The organism is Photobacterium sp. DNB23_23_1 (assembly GCF_052873815.1).
In genome coordinates, this window is record NZ_JBNNXT010000018.1 from 70073 (window position 1) to 93717 (window position 23645).

21 protein-coding genes and 1 pseudogene are annotated in these 23645 nt (G+C 43.4%); 18 read left to right on the forward strand and 4 right to left on the reverse strand.

Annotated elements, in window-relative coordinates; all coding sequences use genetic code 11:
• Nucleotides 1-18: 18 nt before the first annotated feature.
• The 16 genes from ACVA53_RS13215 to ACVA53_RS13290 all read left to right on the forward strand — a co-directional run bounded on the left by ACVA53_RS13215 (nucleotide 19) and on the right by ACVA53_RS13290 (nucleotide 17115).
• On the forward strand, nucleotides 19-1416 hold the full coding sequence (locus ACVA53_RS13215) for an aldehyde dehydrogenase family protein (protein WP_255043743.1): 1398 nt from the start codon (nucleotides 19-21) through the stop codon (nucleotides 1414-1416).
• 13 nt (nucleotides 1417-1429) lie between these two features.
• Nucleotides 1430-2539: a 1-propanol dehydrogenase PduQ gene (locus ACVA53_RS13220; protein ID WP_255043742.1), complete on the forward strand. Its 1110-nt coding sequence runs from the start codon at nucleotides 1430-1432 to the stop codon at nucleotides 2537-2539.
• A gap of 29 nt (nucleotides 2540-2568) precedes the next feature.
• On the forward strand, nucleotides 2569-2913 hold the full coding sequence (locus tag ACVA53_RS13225; RefSeq protein ID WP_255043741.1) for a BMC domain-containing protein: 345 nt from the start codon (nucleotides 2569-2571) through the stop codon (nucleotides 2911-2913).
• A 63-nt stretch (nucleotides 2914-2976) separates the two neighbouring features.
• Complete coding sequence (locus ACVA53_RS13230) at nucleotides 2977-4161, forward strand: acetate/propionate family kinase (protein ID WP_446505339.1); 1185 nt, start codon at nucleotides 2977-2979, stop codon at nucleotides 4159-4161.
• Nucleotides 4162-4219: 58 nt separating this feature from the next.
• A complete protein-coding gene (locus ACVA53_RS13235) occupies nucleotides 4220-5368 on the forward strand; it encodes an iron-containing alcohol dehydrogenase (protein ID WP_446505340.1) in 1149 nt (382 codons plus the stop codon).
• A gap of 78 nt (nucleotides 5369-5446) precedes the next feature.
• Nucleotides 5447-6772 (forward strand): 4Fe-4S dicluster domain-containing protein, encoded by a 1326-nt coding sequence (locus ACVA53_RS13240; protein WP_446505341.1) that lies wholly within the window; start codon nucleotides 5447-5449, stop codon nucleotides 6770-6772.
• A gap of 2 nt (nucleotides 6773-6774) precedes the next feature.
• On the forward strand, nucleotides 6775-7323 hold the full coding sequence (locus ACVA53_RS13245) for a BMC domain-containing protein (RefSeq protein ID WP_255043737.1): 549 nt from the start codon (nucleotides 6775-6777) through the stop codon (nucleotides 7321-7323).
• A gap of 128 nt (nucleotides 7324-7451) precedes the next feature.
• Nucleotides 7452-8930 (forward strand): rhamnulokinase, encoded by a 1479-nt coding sequence (gene rhaB / locus ACVA53_RS13250; RefSeq protein WP_446505342.1) that lies wholly within the window; start codon nucleotides 7452-7454, stop codon nucleotides 8928-8930.
• A gap of 91 nt (nucleotides 8931-9021) precedes the next feature.
• On the forward strand, nucleotides 9022-10284 hold the full coding sequence (gene rhaA, locus ACVA53_RS13255; RefSeq protein ID WP_446505343.1) for an L-rhamnose isomerase: 1263 nt from the start codon (nucleotides 9022-9024) through the stop codon (nucleotides 10282-10284).
• A gap of 114 nt (nucleotides 10285-10398) precedes the next feature.
• A complete protein-coding gene (gene rhaS / locus ACVA53_RS13260; protein WP_255043733.1) occupies nucleotides 10399-11376 on the forward strand; it encodes a rhamnose ABC transporter substrate-binding protein in 978 nt (325 codons plus the stop codon).
• Nucleotides 11377-11447: 71 nt separating this feature from the next.
• Nucleotides 11448-12953 (forward strand): sugar ABC transporter ATP-binding protein, encoded by a 1506-nt coding sequence (locus ACVA53_RS13265; RefSeq protein WP_255043731.1) that lies wholly within the window; start codon nucleotides 11448-11450, stop codon nucleotides 12951-12953.
• On the forward strand, nucleotides 12953-13936 hold the full coding sequence (locus tag ACVA53_RS13270) for an ABC transporter permease (RefSeq protein WP_255043730.1): 984 nt from the start codon (nucleotides 12953-12955) through the stop codon (nucleotides 13934-13936). Before ACVA53_RS13265 ends, ACVA53_RS13270 begins: the two co-directional genes overlap by 1 nt.
• Nucleotides 13937-13956: 20 nt before the next feature.
• Entirely contained in the window at nucleotides 13957-14964 is a 1008-nt protein-coding gene (locus tag ACVA53_RS13275) for an ABC transporter permease (protein WP_446505344.1), read from the forward strand.
• Nucleotides 14965-14996: 32 nt separating this feature from the next.
• Nucleotides 14997-15323, forward strand: a complete 327-nt coding sequence (gene rhaM, locus ACVA53_RS13280) for an L-rhamnose mutarotase (RefSeq protein ID WP_446505345.1) — start codon at nucleotides 14997-14999, stop codon at nucleotides 15321-15323.
• A gap of 50 nt (nucleotides 15324-15373) precedes the next feature.
• Nucleotides 15374-16198 (forward strand): rhamnulose-1-phosphate aldolase, encoded by an 825-nt coding sequence (gene rhaD, locus ACVA53_RS13285; protein ID WP_255043727.1) that lies wholly within the window; start codon nucleotides 15374-15376, stop codon nucleotides 16196-16198.
• Between the two features lie 80 nt (nucleotides 16199-16278).
• Nucleotides 16279-17115, forward strand: a complete 837-nt coding sequence (locus ACVA53_RS13290; RefSeq protein WP_446505346.1) for a helix-turn-helix domain-containing protein — start codon at nucleotides 16279-16281, stop codon at nucleotides 17113-17115.
• Between the two features lie 188 nt (nucleotides 17116-17303).
• Here the strand turns inward: ACVA53_RS13290 and ACVA53_RS13295 are convergent, their stop codons facing one another.
• The 3 genes from ACVA53_RS13295 to ACVA53_RS13305 form a co-directional block, all read right to left on the reverse strand.
• Nucleotides 17304-18209 carry a hypothetical protein gene (locus ACVA53_RS13295; RefSeq protein ID WP_255044589.1) on the reverse strand — a complete coding sequence of 302 codons (906 nt, stop codon included), beginning with the start codon at nucleotides 18207-18209 and terminating at the stop codon, nucleotides 17304-17306.
• 86 nt (nucleotides 18210-18295) lie between these two features.
• The gene (locus ACVA53_RS13300; protein ID WP_446505347.1) at nucleotides 18296-19531 is read right to left on the reverse strand and encodes an anaerobic sulfatase maturase; all 1236 of its coding nucleotides are present in this window, start codon (nucleotides 19529-19531) and stop codon (nucleotides 18296-18298) included.
• 90 nt (nucleotides 19532-19621) lie between these two features.
• Nucleotides 19622-21025, reverse strand: coding sequence for a sulfatase-like hydrolase/transferase (locus ACVA53_RS13305; RefSeq protein ID WP_446505348.1), 1404 nt, complete (start codon nucleotides 21023-21025; stop codon nucleotides 19622-19624).
• 465 nt (nucleotides 21026-21490) lie between these two features.
• Here ACVA53_RS13305 and ACVA53_RS13310 point away from each other — a divergent pair, with 465 nt between their 5' ends.
• A complete protein-coding gene (locus ACVA53_RS13310) occupies nucleotides 21491-22111 on the forward strand; it encodes a class I SAM-dependent methyltransferase (RefSeq protein ID WP_255044586.1) in 621 nt (206 codons plus the stop codon).
• 126 nt (nucleotides 22112-22237) lie between these two features.
• Nucleotides 22238-22486: a DUF3297 family protein gene (locus ACVA53_RS13315; protein ID WP_446505349.1), complete on the forward strand. Its 249-nt coding sequence runs from the start codon at nucleotides 22238-22240 to the stop codon at nucleotides 22484-22486.
• Between the two features lie 170 nt (nucleotides 22487-22656).
• Here ACVA53_RS13315 and ACVA53_RS13320 read toward each other — a convergent pair.
• Nucleotides 22657-23568: pseudogene (locus tag ACVA53_RS13320) on the reverse strand (IS3 family transposase); the annotation flags it as partial.
• Nucleotides 23569-23645 lie beyond the last annotated feature (77 nt).

A 23645-nucleotide genomic window follows, 5' to 3' on the forward strand; every position in this document is an offset into this window, starting at 1 on the left:
AAAGGAAATCGAGAGTGTATGAGTAATTTAGATATCGATTTATTGGTCAAGGATATACTGGCGCAGAGTGCACAGGCAGGCATTAGCCTTACACCCCAGCGAGCACATGGTGCCGGTTTTGAATCGGTTGATGCGGCAATTAGTGCTGCTAAACACGCGTTCATTGATTTTAATGCTAGCCCTATGTCAGTGCGTAAAGCAATCATTGATGGGCTGCGAGTTGCTCTTGCTGACGACATTCCAGAAATGGCAGAAAAAGCTTGGCGTGAAACTGGAATGGGCAATGTTTCCGATAAAGTTCTGAAGAACAAAGCCGCATTGGAGAATACTCCTGGTACTGAAGATCTCGCGACTCAAGCGTTGACTGGGGACGGTGGTTTAACCTTGTTTGAATATTCGCCTTATGGGGTTATTGGTGCGATTGCACCAAGTACCAACCCGACGGAAACCATTATTAATAATGCGATTAGCATGATAGCGGCAGGTAACAGTGTGATTTTTAGTCCACACCCTGGTGCAAAGGATGTCTCTATTTGGCTGATTAATAAGGTTGAACAGATCATTTTTGATGTTTGTGGGATTCGTAATTTGGTGGTGAGTGTCAGTACGCCGAGCTTTGATTCAACCAAGGAGATGATGGTACACCCTGATATCCCCCTACTAGTGGTTACGGGAGGGCCTGGCATTGTCAATATGGCAATGAAGACGGGTAAGAAGGTGATTGGTGCGGGAGCGGGTAATCCGCCAGTGATTGTTGATGAAAGCGCTGATATCGAAAAAGCAGCTAAGGATATTATTAGCGGGGCATCATTTGACTATAACCTGCCATGTATCGCTGAAAAAGCAGTGCTTGTCGTTGAATCTGTTGCGCAGCCACTTTTAAAGGCATTCGATGCCAATGGGGCATGTTGGGTGCAAGACCCAGTTGAAGTTGCTCGCCTGCGTCAATTAGTTATTAACGAGAAAGGTGAGGCGAATAAGTCGCTAGTAGGTAAAAGCCCGGCATCCATCTTGGAAGCGGCAGGGATAGACTTCAATGGTTCTCCTAAGCTGGTGGTGGTTGAGGTTGGTGCTGACGATCCGTTAATGCTGGTTGAGCAATTGATGCCTCTTCTTCCCGTTGCAGTGGCGTCAAGCTTTGATGACGCACTGTCAGCGGCACTGCGTGTTGAGGGTGGTAATTTGCATACCGCGATCATGCATTCGAAGAATATTGATAACCTTAATCGTGCGGCAAGAGTGATGCGTACCAGCATCTTTGTTAAGAATGCTCCATCGTTTGCCGGGATTGGTGTGGGTGCTGAGGGCTTTACAACCTTTACCATTGCAACCCCTACGGGCGAGGGGACGACCTCTGCACGATCTTTCGCACGGCTACGTCGTTGCGTATTGAGTGAAGCCTTTAATATTCGCTGAGAGACTGACTGCCATGAAGCCATTTTCTATTCCGACAAAGCTAATAAGTGGTCCTAATAGTCTTGCTGCGTTGTATCAGCTATGTAAGAAGCGTATCTGGTTGGTATGCGACCCATTTCTTTCCGAAACTGAGGCGTTAAAGCAAATTGTTACGGGGTTGAGTCAGCGTAATCAAGTTGCGCTATTTACAGACGTTAAGCCTGATCCTACGACGGAAGATGTAGCGAAGGGTGTGTCGGTAATGGAGGCTTTTGAGCCAGATGTCGTCATTGCTTACGGTGGAGGATCAGCGATTGATTTGACCAAAGCAATTCGTTTCGTTGGACAAAAGAGAGGGTATCACAGTGGTTGCTTTATTGTGATACCTACGACGAGCGGAACGGGCTCTGAAGTGACAAACATCAGTGTGATTTCTCAACCAGAGCGCCAGATCAAGGTGCCGTTAGTTGATGATGAACTCTTGCCGGACATCGCAATCCTTGACCCAAGTCAAACGTTGACTGTACCGCCAGCGGTAACGGCAAATACAGGCATTGATGTTCTAACCCATGCTATTGAGGCCGTAGTGTCGGCTAAGAGTGACGATTTCAGTAATGCTCTTGCAGAAAAGGCCATAACGTTAGTGTTTAAGTATTTAAAGCCAGCTTTTATTGATGGTAACGATATTGAAGCTCGTGAAAAACTACATAATGCGTCATGCCTTGCCGGAATGGCATTCAATCATGCTGGCTTGGGGCTCACACATGCCATTGCGCATCAGTTAGGTGCAACATTACACATACCTCATGGCTTGGCTAATGCGCTGTTACTGACCTCTGTTATGGAGTTCAATCGAAAATGTAATAAAACGGAAGCGACGTATGCGCGGTTGGCTCGCTGTCTCGGTTTCGTTCCCCGGGGAGCCGATTGTAAGACTGGTGCTGATGCGTTGATCCATGAAACAAGGGTCTTAATTGATGCTGTTGGGATAACCGAAGTGGGTGCAAGGTTAAATTTAATCCCCAAAAATGATGAACACCTTTTGCTCGCGATAGCCAACCAAGCACAGCAGGATATCACACTAAAAACAAACCCTGTTCGGCCCGACGTTAAAGAGATTTGCGAAATTATCCGTGCAATATAAATAGCATAATAAACCGGAAGGAACGAATAATGCGTAGCCACCAAGAAAGGGTCATTCAGGAATATGTACCTGGGAAAGAAGTATCCTTAATTCACTTAATTGCAAATCCCGGCATTGAGGTGGTAAAGGCACTGAATTATCGTCTTGAAGGTAACGCAATTGGTTTGATTACTATTTCTCCTAGCGAGGCAGCGATTATTGCGGCTGATTTAGCAACTAAATCAGGTTCAGTTAGTGTAGAACAAATCGATGAAGGTAATGGTTCGGTAGTGATAAAAGGAGATATGTCCTCCGTCGAGTATGCGTTAGAGCAAGTAAGAGAAACATTAGGTGGGGTAATGAATTTTGCAGTTTGCCCTTTAACTCGAACTTAAATATTCAATAACTGATGTTTATATCTACATAGTTAAATCAGTAAATATCCACAAGGAAGATAAATGAACAAAAATGTTTTATCAGTGAATGGTGGAAGTTCATCACTGAAATTTCAGTTATTTAATATGCCAGAAGAGCACTGCCTAATTTCTGGGTATTTTGATGGAGTGTGCTCCTCGTCAACGAGATTTATCGTCAGAATAGGCACAAAAAAGTATGAGGAAACACTCACTGAATGTGATTTTGCTTATGCTGTTGATTACTTGATAACTTTTCTTATCCAGCAAAGTATTATTAATTCCTTAGAAGACATTGATTATATTGGACACCGAGTTGCGCATGGTGGTGAGCATTACTCTCAGCCTGTAATTATTAATAGCCAGGTAAAAAATACCATAGCAGAGTTGACCAAATTAGCCCCGATTCACAATCCAATTAATCTTCTTTGTATTGAGGCTTTTGAAGCCACTTTGCCTAATGCTGTACATGTTGCTGTGTTTGATACTGCTTATCATCAGACTTTGGACGAAGTGCAGTTCCTTTATCCTCTGCCGTATGAATTGTATGAACGTTATGGAATTCGTCGATTCGGCTTTCACGGTATCAGTCATCAATATATCAGTACGTATGTCACAGAGCATTGTTCCGCAGATAAACCCACTCGGGTGATATCTTGCCATCTTGGCAGTGGTGCGAGTATTTGCGCTATTAAAGGAGGAAAATCGGTTGCGACGAGCATGGGTTTTACCCCTTTAGCAGGACTAATGATGGGGACACGCTGCGGTGATATCGATCCTTCCTTACCGATTTATTTAGCCACTAATACACCGATGAGCAATCGAGATGTCAGTGAAATGATGAACAATGCTTCTGGTTTGCTGGGGGTTTCAGGGATGTCAGATGATTGCCGTGTGTTAGAAGAAGCGGGTGAGTTAGGGCACTCTAGAGCTGCTTTAGCACTTCAAATGTTTGAAGGTAGAGTTATTGAGACGATTGGTGCTTATGCGGCTCTTCTAAATGGTATCGATATCCTTGTCTTTACAGGGGGAATCGGTGAAAACTCATCAATAATTAGGAAAAATATTACTGATTCTCTCGGCTTTATGGGAATTAGTATTGATGAAGAAGAAAATAATAATGATAGCTTATTTATAAATACTGAAGACAGTAATACCAAAGTCATGGTTATCAATACAGACGAGCAACGAATGATTGCAAGAGAAACTATTGAATTGATTGGCTTTTGATCTTAATTAAAGCCGACTGTTTTTAAATATAATAATTTATGTATTAATGGAGTATATTATGGCGTTTACACTCGCATTCCCAAAAATCAATATTTCTGGTGAAAATGCAATTAATGAAATGGTCATGAAGTTGGCAGGCAGTGAGCCGGGCCATGGATTGATTATAGCTGATTCTGCATTAGAGAAATTAGGTCTTCTGAAGCCATTGTGTGAGCAACTAGATCAAAGTGGTCTTTCATACACGTGTTTTAATGACACTATTCCTAACCCTACAGTCGCTGTTGTTGATAAAGCATATGAATATTTTATGGAGAGTGGTGCTAGCTATATCATCGCTTTTGGTGGAGGAAGTGCAATTGATACAGCGAAGGCAGTAAAAATATTGTCGGCTAATCCTCGACCAATAACAGATTATACCGGTGTCGGCATGGTTAAGCATGCCGGAGTGCCACTATACGCGATCAATACTACAGCGGGTACGGCTGCTGAAGTGACTAGTAATGCGGTAATTACTGATGAAGCGAATAAAGTGAAATGCGTAATTATCGACAGCAATATTATCCCCGATGTGTCGGTGAATGACCCGAGCATTATGCTTGGTTTGCCTGCGGATGTGACAGCAGCTACGGGTATGGATGCATTGACCCATGCCGTTGAGGCCTATGTGTCGGTTGGTGCGCATATTCTAACTAATCATTCAGCCTTGGAATCGGTGCGCTTAATTGCTCAATATCTGCCTCATGCTGTCGAAGATGGTTCAAACGTTGAGGCGCGCGAAATGATGGCGCTGGGACAGTTTCTTGCTGGCATGGCATTTAACAGTGCGGGCTTGGGTATGGTACATGCAATGGCACACCCGGCGGGTGCACATAAGAACCTCCCTCATGGTGTGTGTAATGCCATCTTGTTGCCGATTGTGTGTGAATTTAACCGTCCACATCGCGTTGCCGCCTTTGCCAAGTTGGCGGTGGCATTGGGTTGCGATGTTAGTGCAATGAGCGACGAGGAAGCGAGTATTGTTGCGGTCAATGCCATTCGAGATTTGAACGAACGGGTTGGTATTCCGCGCGGGTTTAGTGAGTTGGGTGTGACAGAGGAAGATGTTAAGCAGTGGGTGGCCAGTGCCATGGCTGACCCGTGTGCTGGGGGTAACCCAGTCGCAATGACGGCTGATGAAGTACTCGCCTTGTACATGCAGTCACTCTGATGACTTGTTCTCTCTTAGGGCGACGCTTATAGCCCTAAGAGAGCAGATGTAGATTGGATGTGTTACCGGAGGTTATGGATGAATCCTTTCTTGCAACAACTTCAAAGTGCAGGTGTGGTAGGTGCGGGCGGCGCAGGCTTTCCTATTTATATGAAACTTAACTGTCACGTTGATACCTTGATAGCCAACGGCGCGGAATGTGAACCCTTACTCAATAAGGATCAGTGTCTGATGCTGCAGGATAGCCAGGCCTTGATAAAAGGAATGGAAATGGTCATGGCGCAGGTGGGGGCGTCGCGTGGGATTATTGGCATCAAGAAAAAAAATAGTCAAACAATTACCACGTTGCGTCCGTTATTGCCTGCTTCAATCTCAATCTTGGAAATGGAAGATACTTATCCTGCCGGGGATGAGGTTGAATTGGTTTATCGTGCAACAGGTCAGCGTATTCCTGCGGGTGGACTTCCGAAAGATATTGGTATCGTGGTTAATAATGTCGAATCATTAATCAACGTCTATTGGGCTAGTCAGGATAAGCCAGTGACGGAAACCATGGTTACTGTACATGGAGAAGTAGAGCGTCCCTTCACCGCGCGCCTCCCCGTTGGTATGCGTTATGCAGATGCCATCGCTCTTGCCGGGCGTATCACCTGCGACGATTATGTGATCATCGAAGGGGGGCCGATGATGGGTAGTGTTACCCGTGATGTATTTAAGCCTTTGACCAAAACCTCGAGTGGACTGTTGATACTCAAAGCGCAGAGCCGTGTGGCAAAAATTAAGGAGCGTAGCGATGCTCAGGCAGTGAAAATTGCCCGTTCAGCCTGTGATCAGTGTGGACAGTGCACTGCACTTTGTCCTCGGGCCTTGCTTGGTTACCCGGTTGATCCGAGAAAGGCGATGCGTGCTGCCCTTATGGCCGATACGAACCATGCTCAGGCAGCGCAACCTTGTTGCGGCTGTAATCTGTGCACCATGTGGTCTTGCCCCGAAGGCGCCGATCCTCAGCGTATTTGTCGCCTTGCTAAGCAAGGACTAGGCGCGCAAAACTTGATGCGCAGCCCACAGCAACTTCAGGCTAATACTTTACAAGTTCACCCTCTTAAAGCGTATCGTGGTGTTGCAACATCTCGTTTGATGCGTCGTCTAGAAGTGTTGGACTACTACCAGCGTCCAGCCGAATATTTGCAAAACTTTCCCGTCGTTAAACAGGTTTCTATTTCTCTGCAGCAACATATTGGACGTCCAGCGGAGTCCATTGTTGAGGTTGGGCAGCAGGTTAAGAAAGGAGATATGGTGGCACGTGCAGCGGCAGATAGTTTGAGTGTCGCAATGCATGCCAGCATTGATGGGCGAGTCATAAGCGTCTCTGATCAAATTGTCATTGAGGGGACGGGAGAGTGAAAATGAACAACGCAATAGGCTGTATTGAATTGAACTCCATTGCCAGGGGATATCAGGTCGCTGATGCCATGGTTAAAGCGGCTAACGTGAGTATCGTGTTTCATCGCACTACCTGTCCCGGTAAATTTATTGTTTTAGTCAATGGTGATATTGGCGCGGTAAGGGCAGCGGTTGAGCATGGACTACAAGCCGGAGGTGGTGATGTGATTGATGAGGCCATCATCTCTAATATCCATCCGGATGTTTTCTTGGCCATTTCAGGTACTAGCGAGATACCTCGTGGCGGCGCATTAGGTGTGATTGAAACCTTCTCTATAGCTGCAGTGATTGAAGCTGCTGATGCAGCAGTAAAGGCCAGTGATGTTCAGTTAATGGATATCCAATTGGCAATGGCGATTGGTGGTAAAGGTGTTGTGACACTAAACGGAGATGTTTCTGCTGTGCAATCGGCGGTGGAGATTGCGTGTGAACGGGTTAAAGATAAGGGGGTTCTTTGTAATCATTGCGTTATTGCTAATCCAAGTCCAGAGATTTTAGAGACGTCGCTTTAAGTTAATATTGTGACCTGGATATGGGCTCTCTTTGATTATTGACTACTTATCGTACTTGGACGGTAAATACTCTAAAGGTTATCTAAACAGCAAAAAATTATCCTCAATATATAGTTTGAGGAGGCAGCATGAAAAATCTGATTGCAGTTGATTTGGGCGCTGGGAGCGGGCGAGTAATTCTGGGTGTTTATGATGGAAAAAAACTATCTCTGAGTGAATATCACCGATTTATAAATAACCCTATTAAGTGTGAAAATCATATTTGTTGGGACATTGAGAGTTTACTTAAAGAAATAAAGACGGGTATAGATAATATATTACAAGCCGGTATTCTACCTGATTGTATTGCTATTGACAGTTGGGGCGTAGATTTTGTCTTAACCGATAGAAATGGTGGAATGCTTGGCTTACCCGTTACATACCGTGATGAGCGTACCAAAGGTGTCATGGATAAGGTGATAGCGCAGATTGGTGGTGATGCGATTTATAAGCAATCCGGTATACAGTTTCTGTCTTTTAATACGCTTTATCAACTTGTGACGCTAATACAACAGCAACCGTGTTGGCTCGACGACGTTGATTGTTTGCAGTTTATTCCTGACTATTTAGGTTTTCGCTTAACTGGACAAAAAAATTGTGAATTCACCAATGCCACTACATCACAAATGGTTGATTGTCATACAGGTGAATGGTCGTCGATACTTGATGATTTAGCTATTCCTCGCCAATGGTTATTACCTATTCAAGCACCCAATCGATTAATTAGTCATTATCGTAGTGAAAGGTTTGATGTTGAAATTCCTTTTGCGTCGGTGGCAAGCCATGATACCGCCTCTGCGGTTCTTGCAGTTCCTTTTGACTGTCGTAAGGCGGCATATCTTAGCTCAGGGACTTGGTCATTAATGGGGATGGAGAGCCTATCCCCACTCGTTAATGCTCAGGCGCAGCAACTCAATATTACGAATGAAGGTGGCGCTGAAGAGCGCTTTCGTGTACTGAAAAATATTATGGGGCTGTGGATTGTACAGCGCATTCAGCACGAACTTGAATCCTACAGCTTTTCAGATTTAGTGTCATTGGCCGAAACTGCGCCAGCATTTGTCAGCTTGATCAATCCTGATCATGCCATGTTCCTTAACCCACCTTCCATGGTAGAGGCGGTACAAGCTTTTTGCTATCAAACCGAACAGCCAACTCCGCAATCACCAGGGGCGTTAATTCGCTGTGTATTAGAAAGTTTGGCGTTGCAGTACCGCAGTGTCTGGGTGGGGTTAAATGCACTGAGTGAACAACCGCTAGAAGGTATTCATATTGTTGGTGGTGGAAGTCAGAACGCCTTATTAAACCAGTGGTGTGCCGATGCATGTGGTTGTCCGGTGTGGGCCGGTCCGATTGAAGCTTCAGTGGTGGGCAACTTGTGTGGACAACTCATTGCTCTACAAGCACTCAGTGGCGTTGATGCTGCGCGGCGGTTGGTTCGTGATTCATTCACGATAACCACTTACCACCCGGAAGGAGAGGCCCTGTTTTCTGAACAGTGGCAAAGGTTTATAGCCCTGTGTAATGCAGAGCTCGTAGAGCAAGATGTTTGCTGTGCAGAAGGGTAAATACGGATGTTGCTGTATCACGTCGTTATTTCGAACATGTTAAGTAACGAGCAAGAAAGCAGCGGTGAGAGATAATCAAAGAGAGAGAATTATGGACGAGCGAGAGAACATATTGAATGCTTATCAACTGGCTAAGCGTCAGTTTGAGCAATTGGATATCGATGTTGATGCAGCATTAAAAACGGTTAATGACATTTCTATCTCAATGCATTGTTGGCAGGGAGATGATGTGGCTGGGTTTGAGAATCCAGAAGGGTCACTGACTGGCGGTATTCAGGCGACAGGAAATTACCCGGGTAAAGCTACTTCGGCAGAGGAGCTACGTCGTGATGTCTTTGAGGCTATGACTATGATCCCCGGTTCACTGCGGCTCAATTTACATGCGATCTACCTTGAAGCGGATCAACCCGTAGAACGCAATGAAATCCAACCTAAGCACTTTGCGAATTGGGTTGAATGGGCCAAGCGTGTCGAAATAGGTTTGGACTTCAATCCAACCTGTTTTTCACACCCATTGAGTGCTGACAATTTCACTCTTACTCATCCTGATGATGAAATCCGACAGTTCTGGATTGACCATTGCAAGGCGTGTCGTGATATCTCAGCATATTTTGGTAAAGAGCTGGGTTCGCCTTCAACGATGAATATTTGGATCCCTGATGGCTACAAAGATTTGCCAGCCGATCGTTTGGCTCCACGTAAGCGTTTGATGGCGGCTTTGGATGAAATCATCGCTGAACCCTTGCCAGTCGAGTATCACATTGATGCGGTGGAATCGAAGTTGTTTGGTATTGGTACTGAAGCTTATACCGCAGGCTCCAATGAGTTTTACTTTGGTTATGCTGCCTCGCGCAATGTTGCTTTATGTCTGGATGCAGGGCATTTCCATCCTACCGAAGTGATCTCCGATAAGATCTCAGCGGCATCGCTGTATGTCGAAAAGCTGCTGTTGCATGTCAGTCGTCCAGTACGCTGGGATAGTGACCACGTGGTGCTACTTGATGATGAAACGCAGGCCATTGCTAATGAAATTGTTCGTAATAACCTTTTAGGCCGCGTCACTATCGGTTTGGATTTCTTTGATGCGTCAATCAACCGTATTGCTGCCTGGGTCATTGGTACTCGCAATATGCGTAAAGCCCTACTTAAAGCATTACTCGAGCCGAATACCCAACTAAAACAAGCGGAATTGAATGGTGATTACACCACCCGTTTAGCCTTGATGGAGGAGAGCAAATCACTGCCTTGGACGGCCGTATGGGATTACTACTGTATGGAGCAAGGCGTACCGGTTGGGAGTGCCTGGTTAGAACAAGTGAAACAATATGAAGCAGAAGTATTACTAAGAAGATAAGTGCGTAGATATGGGCACAGACGTGTGTCGGTGTGCTCTATACGCATCGTAAGCAATAGAAAATTAATTATTTAATAATAACTAGACACGGAGTATATCCGAATGAAAAACGTGATGAAAAGTTCCCTACTTGTATTAAGTGTTTTCGCTACTGGTATGGTACAGGCTGACGAAGTACGTATTGGCCTTGTGGTTAAATCTCTCGGAAATGGCTTTTTTGAGGCTGCTCATGAAGGCGCTAAAGAAGCGGCTAGTGAGCTTGGTGATGTGAAAATTATCTACACCGGTCCTGTGACACCAACAGCAGAAGGTCAGATTGAGATTATTAACTCGTTAATCGCCCAACGCGTAGATGCAATTGCTATCTCAGCTAATGATACAGATGCATTAGTTCCAGTGTTAAAGCGAGCGCAGCAACGCGGTATTAAAGTGGTGTCATTCGACTCTGGCGTTGCACCTGCTGGGCGCGCAGTACACCTCAACCCGTCAAGTAATGAGTTGATTGGGAAAATGAACATTGAACTCGCCGAGGTTGCGCGACAAGAAGTGGGCGGCAAGGCGGGTGATATTGCGGTGTTAAGTGCAACGCCGACGGCGACTAATCAAAATATCTGGATTGAAGAGATGCAGAAGGTACTGCCTCAGTACCCAGATTTGAACCTAGTTTCTATTGTTTATGGGGATGATTTAGCTGACAAGAGTTACCGTGAAACTCAAGGGCTTATCAATTCCTACCCAGATCTTAAAGTGATTGTTGCACCAACTTCGGTAGGTATTGTGGCTGCGGCACAAGCAGTTAGAGATATGAACAAAGCCGGTGAAGTTTATGTGACTGGCCTTGGTTTACCTTCAGAGCTAGCGGGTCACGTCGATTCGGGGGTCGTTAAGAGTTTTGCTATTTGGAACCCCATTGATCTTGGATACGCCGCAACCATGATCAGCTATGACCTGGTAAAAGGTACTGCGTCAAAAACGCAAGTCAATATGGGGCGCTTGGGTAAAGCAAGTCTAGATAATGAAGGCAATGCTGCAATGGCTGCGCCGTTTGTTTATGACAGCTCTAATGTTCATAAATTTGCGAGTATTTTCTAATCGTTGAGAAGGTACAGGAGCGGGAAGCTTCCCGCTCTAATACCAACGTAGGCTTAATGAGGAGATGGAGAATGGATGCAAATCAGCCAGTATTTTCTTTGCGTAAGATAAGTAAGCACTTTCCTGGGGTCAAGGCGCTGGACAACGTGAAGTTAGATCTTTATGCCGGCAAGGTTACAGCCCTTGTTGGTGAAAATGGGGCGGGGAAATCAACCTTAGTAAAAGTAATGACGGGGATATATACCCCAACACAAGGTCAGCTTTATCTCGACGCCGAGCAGATCACGCTTTCCACCCCTGACGATGCGCGCAAGTTAGGGATCACAGCCATTCATCAAGAGACGGTGTTATTTGATGAACTGAGTGTGGCTGAAAACATTTTTGTTGGCCATCACCTGATGCACTCTTCAAAAAGACTGAATTGGCGAGAAATGGAACGCCGTAGCGTCGAAATATTGCAAGAGATAGATGCGCCACTAAATCCACGAGCCATATTGAAAGATCTTAGTATTGGTCAACGCCATATGGTCGCGATTGCCCGAGCCTTGTCTTTTGATGCGCGTGTTGTGGTTTTGGATGAACCTACCGCTGCGTTATCGCATCGAGAAATTGAAGATTTTTACGCCATCGTTGAACGCCTTAAGCAAAAAGGCTGTGCGATTTTGTTTATCAGCCACAAGTTTGACGAGATTTTTCGCATTGCAGATAACTATTGCGTATTTCGGGATGGTTGTTATGTCGGGGCTGGGCAGATCAGTGGCACGCAAGAATCGGAGCTCGTTACTATGATGGTCGGGCGTTCAATTGAAAATGCGTACCCAAAAGTAGACAACGAGATTGGCGATACGGTGTTGTCAGTCAGTCATTATTCGCATCCTACAGAGTTTGACGATATCAGTTTTGAGTTACATGAAGGCGAAATCCTTGGCTTTTATGGCTTAGTGGGGGCTGGGCGTACTGAGCTTATGCAATCGTTGTTTGGCGTCAGTAATCTTGCTAATGGCGAAGTAAAGCTCGATAAACAACGTATCAAGATAAAATCCCCCAGTGATGCAATTAAGGCGGGTATCGTCTACGTACCAGAGGAGCGGCAAGCTCAGGGTACCGTGCTTGAGTTCCCAATCTTCCAAAATATCGGTTTACCACAGCTCGAGAAAATCAACCCAAATGGTTTGCTGGATGAACAGCGTGAGTATGCGCTAGCAGAGACGTATGCCAACCGTTTACGGGTAAAGGCGCCGAATTGGTATGAAAAGGTTGAGAATCTATCTGGTGGCAATCAGCAAAAGGTGGTGATCGGCAAATGGCTTGCAACGCGGCCTCAAGTGATCATCTTAGATGAACCCACGAAGGGAATTGATATTGGCTCAAAAGCGGCGGTTCATGAATTCATGTCGGAATTAACCCGGGAAGGGCTTGCTGTGATTATGGTGTCGTCGGAATTACCGGAAGTGATGGGTATGGCGGACCGTATTATCGTGATGCGTGAAGGCTTAATGGTCAAGGAATATGCACGCCACGAATTTTGTGCCGAATCAATCGTCAGTGCCGCAACGGGATTAACGGGAGTCGCGTAATGAAAGAATTATTAAAGAATCGAGAGGCATTATTAGGGGGAGTCATTCTGCTACTGATCGCCGCGATTGGATTAATTGTCCCCGACTTTGTGGGGGTGGGGAATTTATTTAACGTATATAACGATACATCTATTCTGATTATCCTCGCACTGGGGCAAATGTTCGTCATTATTACCCGCTGCATTGATCTGTCTATTGCTGCAAATGTGGCCTTAACGGGCATGGTTGGAGCAATGATTAATGCCGCTTATCCGCAATTTCCCGTCCCATTGATCATACTCCTTTGTGCCGGCTTAGGTACGTTGCTGGGTATGTTTAATGGTTTTTTGGTTTGGAAAGCCAAGATCCCAGCCATTGTCGTGTCATTAGGTACCATGAGTATTTATCGAGGTTGTGTGTTTTTACTTAGTGACGGGCAATGGATTAACGCCCACCAAATGAGTGAGACCTATATTGCTATCCCTCGAACAGAAATATTTGGGCTACCCGTGCTTGGCTGGTGTTCGGTAGTGGTTATTGCGTGTTGTTACTATTTTGCTCGTCATCGTCGTATGGGGCGTAATATTTATGCGGCGGGAAATAGTCCAACAGCCGCTCATTATGTGGGAATTGATGTTGGTAAAAAGCAATTTGTTGCTTTTTCTATCGCCGGTTTTATGGCTGGTATTGCCAGCTATTTGTGGATTTCACGTTATGCCGTTGCGTATGTCGACATTGCAAATGGTTTTGAGTTACAGGTCGTTGCGGCGTGTGTCATCGGTGGGGTTAGTATTGCTGGTGGGACTGGCACGGTGCTGGGGTGTGTGTTAGGGGCGCTTTTCCTTGGTGTGATTAATAACGCCTTGCCCGTTATTGGGGTATCGCCATTCTGGCAGATGGCCATTTCAGGTGCCGTGATAATAATTGCCGTGGTCGCAAACTCACGCTCTGAGAGGAAGTTGGGCCGGATTATCCTCAAAAAAGCCGTGCAAAACGCACCTTAGTGATAAAAAGGAGAATAACAATGGATAGCGTAAATAAGGCTGTGATTGAAAATAGTGCTAAGCAGGCGGGGTGGCATTTACCTACGTGGGCGAAGAGCTGGGAAGCATTGCTATTACTAACTGCGGTGGTGGTGTTTTTACTTAATTGTATGGCTTCTCCGTACTTTTTAGATCCATGGACATTGTCGGATGCGACATTTAACTTCACCGAAAAAGCGATCATTGCTCTTCCGTTAGCGTTAGTAATTATTGTTCGAGAGATAGATATCTCCGTTGCGTCGATTATTGCGTTGTGCTCGGTGGCGATGGGGTATACAGCGCAAGCTGGGGTTGGTGTAGAGCTCATTTGTTTAGTGGGTTTAGCGGTAGGTGTTTGTTGCGGTCTGTTTAATGGCCTATTAGTTACGCGACTCAATATTCCTTCTATTGTCGTGACCATAGGTACGATGAGCTTATTTCGTGGTATTGCCTACATTCTTCTGGGTGATCAAGCGATCCGTGACTACCCTCCGGCATTTGAATATTTCGGTCAGGGTTATGTATTTTACGTGTTTAGCTTTGAGTTTGTGGTTTTCTGTTTGTTGGCGGTGTTGTTTTATGTGTTGTTGCAGAAAACAAACTTTGGCCGCCGCACTTATGCAATAGGAAATAACCCAACCGCTGCGTTTTACTCAGGGATTAATGTTGCGAACCACAAATTGATTTTATTTACGCTGGTTGGATTTTTTAGTGCCGTTGCTTCAATCATGTTGACGTCCCGTTTAGGCAGTACCCGCCCTACGATTGCGTTAGGGTGGGAGTTAAATATTGTTACTATGGTCGTACTTGGTGGGGTCAGTATTCTTGGTGGCTCTGGCACAATTGTTGGTGTGGTGATTTCAGTTTTCTTAATGGGGCTAGTCACTGTGGGCTTAGGGTTGTTGAATATACCAGGCATTATTATGTCGATTATTATTGGCTCCATGTTGATCGGTGTAATCGCACTTCCAACCTTAATTAAGTTTTTTGCCGAAAAACGACGTGTTTAATTCAGCATCTTACTTATTTATGGAGGAAATGTATGGCAAGTGAAAAAATAAGAAAGGCATCAATAATGCAATTACGCCCTGGATTTGAACAAGAATACCAGCGTCGGCATGATGAAATATGGCCAGAGTTGGCGGCGACTTTGCGTCAACATGGGGCAAGTAATTATTCCATCTTTCTTGATAAAAACACAAACCAGCTATTTGCATATGTTGAAATTGAGTCGGAATTTCAATGGCAGCAGATCGCTAAAACTCAAGTATGTAAAGAGTGGTGGCATTACATGCAGGATATTATGGAAACGAATCCTGATACATCACCATGTTCGATTGAGTTAAGTTCGGTATTTTATTTAGCTTAATGCTGATTTTTAAAACAATGCTAGCAAAGTAAATGATAAGGGTTGAGGTCATGAATAACATCGCACTAAACGAACAAGTGCAGCACGAAATAGATAAAGTCTCCGAGGTCGCTTCTTACCTCTGGCGTCGAGAATGGGCGGAAAGAAACGGTGGTAATATCTCTGTTGACTTAACCGAGATTTTTGGAGAATTGCCTACTGATCTGTCAGTCTTTCCGCATTGCCAACTGCAATCGGTGGGTGAGTTTCGCTTTCCAGCAGAGAGTGCCGGACATATCTTTTTTGTTAAAGGTACAGGAGAGCGCATTCGTGAGCTAAATGAACCTGATAAAGCAGGTTGTGTACTGCGGATCGATGATCAAGCGGAAGGTTACCATATTCTTTGGGGAGGGCGGCAGCAGGATAACTATTCACCGACGAGTGAATTCATATCTCATGTGGAGATCATTATGGATAAGCAGCAACGAGGTATGGCCGATCGTTGTGTGGTCCACACGCACCCGCTGGAATTGATTATACTGTCCCACCACCCTGATTATGCGCATAACGATGAGCTTTACACCCAGATGTGTTGGCAAATGCTACCAGAAGTACGCGCATTTGTTCCTAAGGGGATTGGTATTGTTCCATATTGCATGCCAGGTAGTCAGGCTATTGCGGATGGGACGACAGAAAAATTGCGAAACCATGATGTCGCGATATGGGAGAAGCATGGGGCCGTGGCCACTGGAGTGGACGCACTACAAGCCTTCGATTTTATCGATGTTGCCAACAAAGGTGCCAAATTGTTCCTTGGTTGTTTAAGTGCTGGCTTTATGCCTGAAGGCGTTAGCGACGAAGATATGCAGAATCTAAAAGAGACCTTTAAATTGTAAAGTAGTCACGGTTTGTGCGTGAGTTTATTGCTTTACTATTAAATGTAGTTGCTTGATGATTAAAATAATAAGGAGTGGGAATGATACATTTGGAAGCTAAGGAGTTTTTTCTTGATTCAAGTTGCGCAATTACAACAGAGTTGCGTAGCCCTCAAGAGCCGTTTCCTGAACACTCGCACTCCTTTAGTGAGATTATTGTGGTATCAGAAGGGCATGGTTGCCATGTTCTTAATGGTGTTCCAATGAGTCTCAGTAAAAATTATGTATGTTTTGTAAACCGTAATGATAGCCATTTGTTTGAAGATGTCGAAGATCTTTATTTGAGTAATATCCTCTATGATACGGATAAGCTACATCTAGGTGCGGACTTAAGGGGCTGTATCCCTGATGATGGTGATGAAGGTTGGTTTATCGATAATTTTACCTTACAGTGTGTGCAAGAGATCATTGATAAATTAGATAAAGAGTCTCATGAAAATACGCCGGAATCAAAGCTGATGGCTAAGATATTGTTCCAGCAGTTGGTAGTTGAATTGTGGCGTGGACGTATTCGTGATTGTTGTACATTGTCAAAAGATGATCGAGTGCTCTTAGCGCTCAATATGATTCGTTGCCATCATGTCCAAGGTTGGGATATCGAGATGATATCCAAGGAAGTTGAACTGTCTCCTCGATATTTATCAAAAACTATTCGTCGTTTGACCGGGATGAGTTACAGTGGCTATTTTCATTATGCCAGAGCATGCAGAGCGTTAGCATTATTAAACAACACCGATAAATCTATTACCGAAGTCGCATTTGATGTTGGTTATCAAGATAGCAATTATTTTTCTACCAAGTTTAAACAAATGATTGGTTTTCCCCCTCGAGACGTAAGACATATGGATATAAGAGTTAAAGATAAAGTAAATATTTAGCATAGGGTAAGAATAATAATTACGTCATATCATCCTACATAAAATATTAATCAGCCTTTCACAGATATAATTATTTTTCATTACAACGACTACTCATTTAATTCCTACCTTGATGATAACGATTATTACAGTTAAAAATCAAACAGTACCTTAGTATTAGTTTTAATAGCTAAGGTACTGTCTTTTATTTACTTAACATTTCCTAATAGCATGTTTTTCATATCTTCTGGGGTCGATAATTTGTTTCCTCCATTGTTGGCACCAGTGATCCACCAATAGACCATACCCGCATCAGAACAATCAAACTTATTGGTTTGAAAGTCTACGACACTGTCATGTTCGACATACGCTAACATGTTCCATATGAAAGCAAAGCCTTTATTATCATGGTTTTTGGCCCAATCCCAGGCATCGGTTGGAGTTTGAAGTTTAACATTCTGATCTCCAATTTGATGTTCGACAACACCAAAGTCGAGAATCTGCTGCCAAGTAAAGAAGTCACCACTGTTATCGTTAAAAGGGTGGTGTGAGACGACATGGACATATTGACGAGATGCGGGATTAGCCGCTTCAAGGGCGTAGCCAATAAGGTCGGGTTCGCCAGCTTCAATAATCCATAATGGATCTGTGTCTGAAGAAGCGTTGATAGCGTCGACTAGATCTTGTGTCGCTCCGGCTTGTTCTGTACGGCAATTGTAGTCTTTACGAAGGTTATCGAATGGTCCAAATAGTTCGATTCCTTCATCAGCCACATATTGTAATATTTTTTGACGACGTAGCTCATTAATGGCGTCAATAGTTTGTATTCCAGGGTTTTTAAAAGGATCAATATCGCATGAGTGAGAAAAGTGAACAAGTCGGTCTGTTAATCCAGAACCACTAAGAATACCAAGTATTACACTATTAGCAGCTATATCATCTGGATCAGGAGAGTTGCCATCACTAACCACCGCCAAACGCCCATTTGGTGGATTTATGATACCGGTGGTAGCGATAGTCGTTTCATCCTTAATTACATTTTGTGTGTTATTATTGTTTTCTGCGAAGCACAATGGGGTCATTATACATAATGCAGCAATTAGCATATTTTTCATAAATATTCCTTATTGTTAACGTAAAGTCTTAGTTAAAATTTCATAAATATATTGTGACGATTAGAGTGCAAAGTGTGCTCAACTATTTATGAAACAGATCTTTTCAATTTATTATTTAGTATGTTTATGTCGTCAATAACATGTTTGAAAAACGTCTGTTGTCCTTTGCAAAGATAATTAAGCCCGGGTTTATTATCTGGTGTTTTAGTAAAACGGTTTCTTGGGCATTCTCCCCCACACAGTTTAAGGTAAGTGCATTGCTTACATGTTGTCGGTAATTTATCTCGCTTGTCGAGACCGAACCTCCTTTGCTTAATAGATGAAATAATATCCGCTTGATGTGTTTTTGTTATATTTCCGAGGTAATAATCTGGATAAACAAAATGATCACAAGAATAAACATCACCATTATGTTCGATGGCAAGTCCCTTCCCGCAGAGCTCATTACTGGTACACTTTTGACTACCAAATCCAAGTAAAATAGCAACGGAATCTTCAAAGTTGTCAATAAAAACGTTACCAAAATCATGTTCAATCCACTCTTTCCATATCGCTACAAGAAAGCTACCCCAATAGTCTGGTTTCACCGACCAGTCTGTCACTATCGGTGGGTGTGTTTCTTTTGGTATTTCTAATGAATCGCTCTTAAGGTGCTGATTGTTGGCTATGGGAGGCGCTATTTTGAAATCGACTTTCTGTACTACAGGCGTGAACTGGATAACATTTGGTTTAACTTCATCCCTTATAAAGCGGTATACCTCTAATGGTTTCTTTGAGTTGTCAGCATTTACAGCGCATAGTACGTTAAAATCAATATCATACTTTTTAAGTAACTTAACAGCGTTCATTATTTTGGGATATGTAGATCTTCCACTATTGCTTAACCTGTATTTATCATGGATATTTTTAGGCCCATCTATCGATAACCCAACTAAGAAGTTATTCTTTTTTAAAAACTTACACCACTTTTCGTCAATTAATATTCCGTTAGTTTGCAGAGAGTTAAAAATATCTTGGTCTTTCTTTTTGTATTTGCGCTGAAGTTTAATTATCTTTTCAAAGTAGGGGAGCCCAAGGAGAGTCGGTTCTCCTCCTTGCCAAATAAAATCCACGTAACTGCAACTTTGAGCTTCTATATGTTGCTTTATATGTAATTCTAGAATGAAATCTGACATTCTTGGCTGAGGGCTTTGTTTGAGTAAATCATTTTTGTGGAGGTAAAAACAATACTGACATTTCATGTTGCATTTAGAGCCAGTTGGTTTAACGACGGCACTAAATTGTTCGATACTGGCCCCTTTCATCAACGGTTCATGTCTCATACAACCTCCCAAGTTTTACCTATTTTAATATTTATGAATGAAATTTTATGTAAGAGGTGCTCAATGTTGTATTGAGCACCTAATAGATTGTTACTTGTTAAATAGTGGTGTGAAGTGAGACATTACCTCTTTATTCTCTTGCGCTACATCGTTAACTTCCCCGGGATCGGTCATGATATTGTATAACTCGATCGGACCATCAACCCCGTAGCGAACAGCTTTCCAATCTCCTCTTCTTGCGGCCTGAAATACTTCACCAACAATACCAGAGTTAGGATCACCTAGTTGTTTGCCAAACTCCCAATATAGTGTTCGTTCTGCTATATCTTCAGGAGTGTCATTTAATATCCCTTTAATCGATACACCATTAGATTTGTATCTTGGGATATCGTTAACTGAAACCCCGGCGAGGGCTGCAAACGTTGGTAATACATCGGCGAAATGCCACGGGGTTTCGTCGACTCTTGCTTTTGTGATGTGTTCCGGCCAAGAAACGATCATGGGTACATGGATACCACCATCATATAGATCGCGTTTTATACCTTGATAGGGTTCTGATGCTTTGAAGAAATGAGGGTCAGCCCCCCCTTCGTCATGCGGTCCATTATCCGAGGTAAAAAAGATGACAGTATTATCTTCAATGCCTTTATCTTTTAATGTTTGGACAACCATGCCGACATAATCATCCAACGCCGTTACCATGCCAGCAAGCGTTGCCTTGGGGTTATCGACTTTCTCAGGATAATATGCGGCATATTTATCACTGGGTACGCCAGAAGACATTCCTAGGTAGGGCTCCTCTTCAAATACACCATCATAAAGCTTAATGTATTCTTCCGGCGCGGCTAACTCTGCATGAGGAGAGGAGTAATTAAGCATTACGAAGAAGGGGTTATCTCTATCTTCGTTTATATAGTCGATAGCCTCATCGGTAAACATCTTTTGGGCATACGCACCTTTATTATTTGCTTCATTCTCTTCAACTCTGATTTTTACACCATCACGCCATACGACTTGAGGGTATTGTCGGTGCCCCTCAGTGATTGAATACAGTCCAAACCAAGTATCAAACCCCATTGCTAAAGGATCAGTAACCCCCATTTGAGAGCCAATAGAGTATTTTCCAAATAGCGCGGTATCATAGTTTGCGTATTTAAGGACGTGAGCCATCGTGATATCTAGTTCACCTAGCTGTACGGTATTAGAGTTATTTGTCATTAACTGACTATCTCTGCCAGTAAACAGTGAAACCCTAGAAGGTGAACTTACCGTGTTACCTGCGTAAGCTTGTGTAAAGCGGATTCCTTGATTAGCTAATTTATCAAGGTTTGGTGTTTTGATCGGGGTGTTACCATAGGCACCAATTTGGTTAAATCCTAAGTCATCGGTAAGAATAAAGACAATATTAGGTGGTTCTGCTGCAGCAAGTGCTGAAGATGCCATTGATCCAACAAGTGCAAACTTAATGGCTTTAGAGACAATTGATTTTATCATTTGAATCATTCCTTTTATGAACAATGATTAAATATGTTCCTGTGCCTAATTACGTTAAATGACCTAAGGTATTATTACCTTTAAAAAAAGGGCGTTAATTAATGATTGGTGGGTGAAAATTCACACATTTGTTCTTTGCAAGTCACATTTTTGGTGATACTGCCCTTAATCAGTGCAGTTATTATCTCGAAGCAAATTTTTAATTTTAACTAAGAAGGGAGGGCTTCTGAGATAATAATGTGATATTGTTCTCAAATTAATATTTATATAAAATATCTTGACTACGACAAAAGGAAGTATATTGAAATACAGCATAAAGTCATTTTTGTGCTAAAACGCGATTGATAATGATTAGGGTGAAACCTTTTTAGGAAATAATATTTGACTACGAATTAATTGGAGTGCCAAGGTGTAATGTTACTGAGCGAGTTTAATTTTAATATTTTATGTTAATGGAGGTACCGAGTGAAGCCTGACAAAATCGGTAAAGCTTACGATCAAATAACTCACCTATGGCAAAGCAGTGATTTCAATCGTAACAATGGTATTGAAGCACATCAACGGGCACTAACTTTTGCCAAGAACAAAGGGAAAGCTCTTGATATAGGTTGTGGCTGTACGGGGCGATTTATTGATTTATTGCAAGGTGAGGGCTTTGAAGCGAAGGGCATCACTGGTATTGATGTATCAGAGCACATGCTATCGATTGTCAGCCAACGCTACCCTGATATTACGTTTGTTCATGCGGATATTTGTGAGTATCAAATTGATGATACCTATGATTTCATCACCGCATGGGACAGTATTTGGCATATTCCGCTGGAAGAACAACGGCAGGTTATTACCAAAATAATCGACAGCCTTAACTGCGGGGGCGTGTTTATCTTTTCTTTCGGCGGAACGGAAGAAGAAGGCGGTCATACTGATGATTTTATGGGGCCAGAAGTCTATTACTCAACGCTTGGCACTAATGGCTTCTTGAATTTGTTCATTGAGCTGGGTTGTATAATTAGGCACCTTGAGTTTGACCAATACCCCGAGTTGCATACTTATCTTATTGTAGAAAAACGTAGTGTTCAAAAGTAACGTGTAGAAAAGCTAATACTATGACTAGTAGGTCAAAATTGCAGCTTAAACTACACTTACAGTTCTTGAGCACCAAGCTCGCATTGTCTACAATGACGCACTTTTTATTTATATCAGGTTATAAACATGAGCGATTTTAATTCTAAACCAGCTTTGCCAGATCATCTAGCGTGCAACCCTCGTAGCCCACACCATGTGGCAGAGTGCTTTGAGCACCAAATCGGTATTCGCCTAAACGGCAAAGAGCGTACAGATGTAGAAGAATACTGCATCAGTGAAGGCTGGGTTAAAATTCCTTCACCAAAAGCATTGGATCGTCGTGGCCAGCCGATTCTTATCACTCTAAAAGGTACTGTAGAAGTCTACTACGTGTAAGACGCTTATTCTTAAGTCTCTATTACTAAGTGGGTATACACATATAAAGCTTGGCACAGTTCGGGCTCTATATGTTTCAGTTATACCAAACGCACTAAAAAAACACCGCCGATAGAAGGCGGTGTTTTTATATATTTATTACGATGTGCTTACGGCTTACTGTGAAGTGGTCAAGTGAAATTGGCCACGGTCTTAGAGTCATTCCAGAATAACCGTTCTGACTCATTTGGCGTCAGGCCACCATTATATTGATGTGGCCTGATCTCGCTGTAATATCCTGTGATGTACTGTGTGATTGAACGCTGTGCCTGGGCAAAACTCTCATAGCCTATTGATGGTACCCATTCTGTTTTCAAGCTTCGAAAGAATCGTTCCATCGGGCTATTATCCCAACAGTTTCCTCGACGGCTCATGCTTTGCGCAATTTGATATCGCCAGAGTAATTGTCGAAATTTCAAACTGGTATAATGCGAGCCTTGATCGCTATGGAACATAACATTTTGTGGTTTTCCTCTGGCTTCAAAAGCCATCGATAGAGCTTTGCCCGTTAAGTTGGTATCGGGTGATAATGACATTGCCCAACCGACAGGTTTTCTTGCAAAGAGGTCTATCACCACGGCTAAATAAGCCCAGCGCGTACCGATCCAAATGTACGTGACATCACCGCACCATACTTGGTTCGGCTCCGTCACGGCGAACTGGCGGTCTAATTTATTGGCTACTTCAACATGTTCTTGATTAGCTTTCGTATAGGCATGCTTAGGCAACTGACAACTTACTAAGCCAAGCTTTTTCATGAACTTGCCAGCACGATACCGGCTCAATGGTATTCCTTTTGTCGTCACGATATCTGCGATAGTTCGGGCACCCGCAGAGCCATTACTGATGCGGTGAGCAGCTTTAACTTCGCTACACAACTCGATGTAGTCAGGGTTAATTGTCTTAGGGCGGCCAGACCAATACTTGTAACTGCTTCGATGAATGCTGAACACATCACAAAGTGTAGAAACAGTGTGGCTCTGCTTGAGTTTCTCGACTAGCGAGAATTGTTCAGCGAGTCGGACATCAAGAGAGCTGTAGCCTAATGGGATGGTCTGCTCCTCCCTCAGCTACCTATACTCAGCTGAAGAGAAAACCAAGGAGGCTCCCATGTCTAGTT

Excerpts from the sequence above, each read along its gene's own strand:
- ACVA53_RS13270 (WP_255043730.1), top strand. The coding sequence starts at position 12,953 with ATGAAAGAATTATTAAAGAATCGAGAGGCATTATTAGGGGGAGTCATT.
- ACVA53_RS13265 (WP_255043731.1), top strand. The coding sequence starts at position 11,448 with ATGGATGCAAATCAGCCAGTATTTTCTTTGCGTAAGATAAGTAAGCAC.
- ACVA53_RS13305 (WP_446505348.1), bottom strand. The coding sequence starts at position 21,025 with ATGATAAAATCAATTGTCTCTAAAGCCATTAAGTTTGCACTTGTTGGA.
- ACVA53_RS13300 (WP_446505347.1), bottom strand. The coding sequence starts at position 19,531 with ATGAGACATGAACCGTTGATGAAAGGGGCCAGTATCGAACAATTTAGT.
- rhaD (WP_255043727.1), top strand. The coding sequence starts at position 15,374 with ATGAATAACATCGCACTAAACGAACAAGTGCAGCACGAAATAGATAAA.
- ACVA53_RS13220 (WP_255043742.1), top strand. The coding sequence starts at position 1,430 with ATGAAGCCATTTTCTATTCCGACAAAGCTAATAAGTGGTCCTAATAGT.
- ACVA53_RS13225 (WP_255043741.1), top strand. The coding sequence starts at position 2,569 with ATGCGTAGCCACCAAGAAAGGGTCATTCAGGAATATGTACCTGGGAAA.
- ACVA53_RS13235 (WP_446505340.1), top strand. The coding sequence starts at position 4,220 with ATGGCGTTTACACTCGCATTCCCAAAAATCAATATTTCTGGTGAAAAT.
- ACVA53_RS13290 (WP_446505346.1), top strand. The coding sequence starts at position 16,279 with ATGATACATTTGGAAGCTAAGGAGTTTTTTCTTGATTCAAGTTGCGCA.
- rhaB (WP_446505342.1), top strand. The coding sequence starts at position 7,452 with ATGAAAAATCTGATTGCAGTTGATTTGGGCGCTGGGAGCGGGCGAGTA.
- ACVA53_RS13215 (WP_255043743.1), top strand. The coding sequence starts at position 19 with ATGAGTAATTTAGATATCGATTTATTGGTCAAGGATATACTGGCGCAG.
- rhaS (WP_255043733.1), top strand. The coding sequence starts at position 10,399 with ATGAAAAGTTCCCTACTTGTATTAAGTGTTTTCGCTACTGGTATGGTA.
- ACVA53_RS13245 (WP_255043737.1), top strand. The coding sequence starts at position 6,775 with ATGAACAACGCAATAGGCTGTATTGAATTGAACTCCATTGCCAGGGGA.
- ACVA53_RS13295 (WP_255044589.1), bottom strand. The coding sequence starts at position 18,209 with ATGAAAAATATGCTAATTGCTGCATTATGTATAATGACCCCATTGTGC.
- ACVA53_RS13240 (WP_446505341.1), top strand. The coding sequence starts at position 5,447 with ATGAATCCTTTCTTGCAACAACTTCAAAGTGCAGGTGTGGTAGGTGCG.
- ACVA53_RS13275 (WP_446505344.1), top strand. The coding sequence starts at position 13,957 with ATGGATAGCGTAAATAAGGCTGTGATTGAAAATAGTGCTAAGCAGGCG.
- rhaA (WP_446505343.1), top strand. The coding sequence starts at position 9,022 with ATGGACGAGCGAGAGAACATATTGAATGCTTATCAACTGGCTAAGCGT.
- ACVA53_RS13315 (WP_446505349.1), top strand. The coding sequence starts at position 22,238 with ATGAGCGATTTTAATTCTAAACCAGCTTTGCCAGATCATCTAGCGTGC.
- rhaM (WP_446505345.1), top strand. The coding sequence starts at position 14,997 with ATGGCAAGTGAAAAAATAAGAAAGGCATCAATAATGCAATTACGCCCT.
- ACVA53_RS13230 (WP_446505339.1), top strand. The coding sequence starts at position 2,977 with ATGAACAAAAATGTTTTATCAGTGAATGGTGGAAGTTCATCACTGAAA.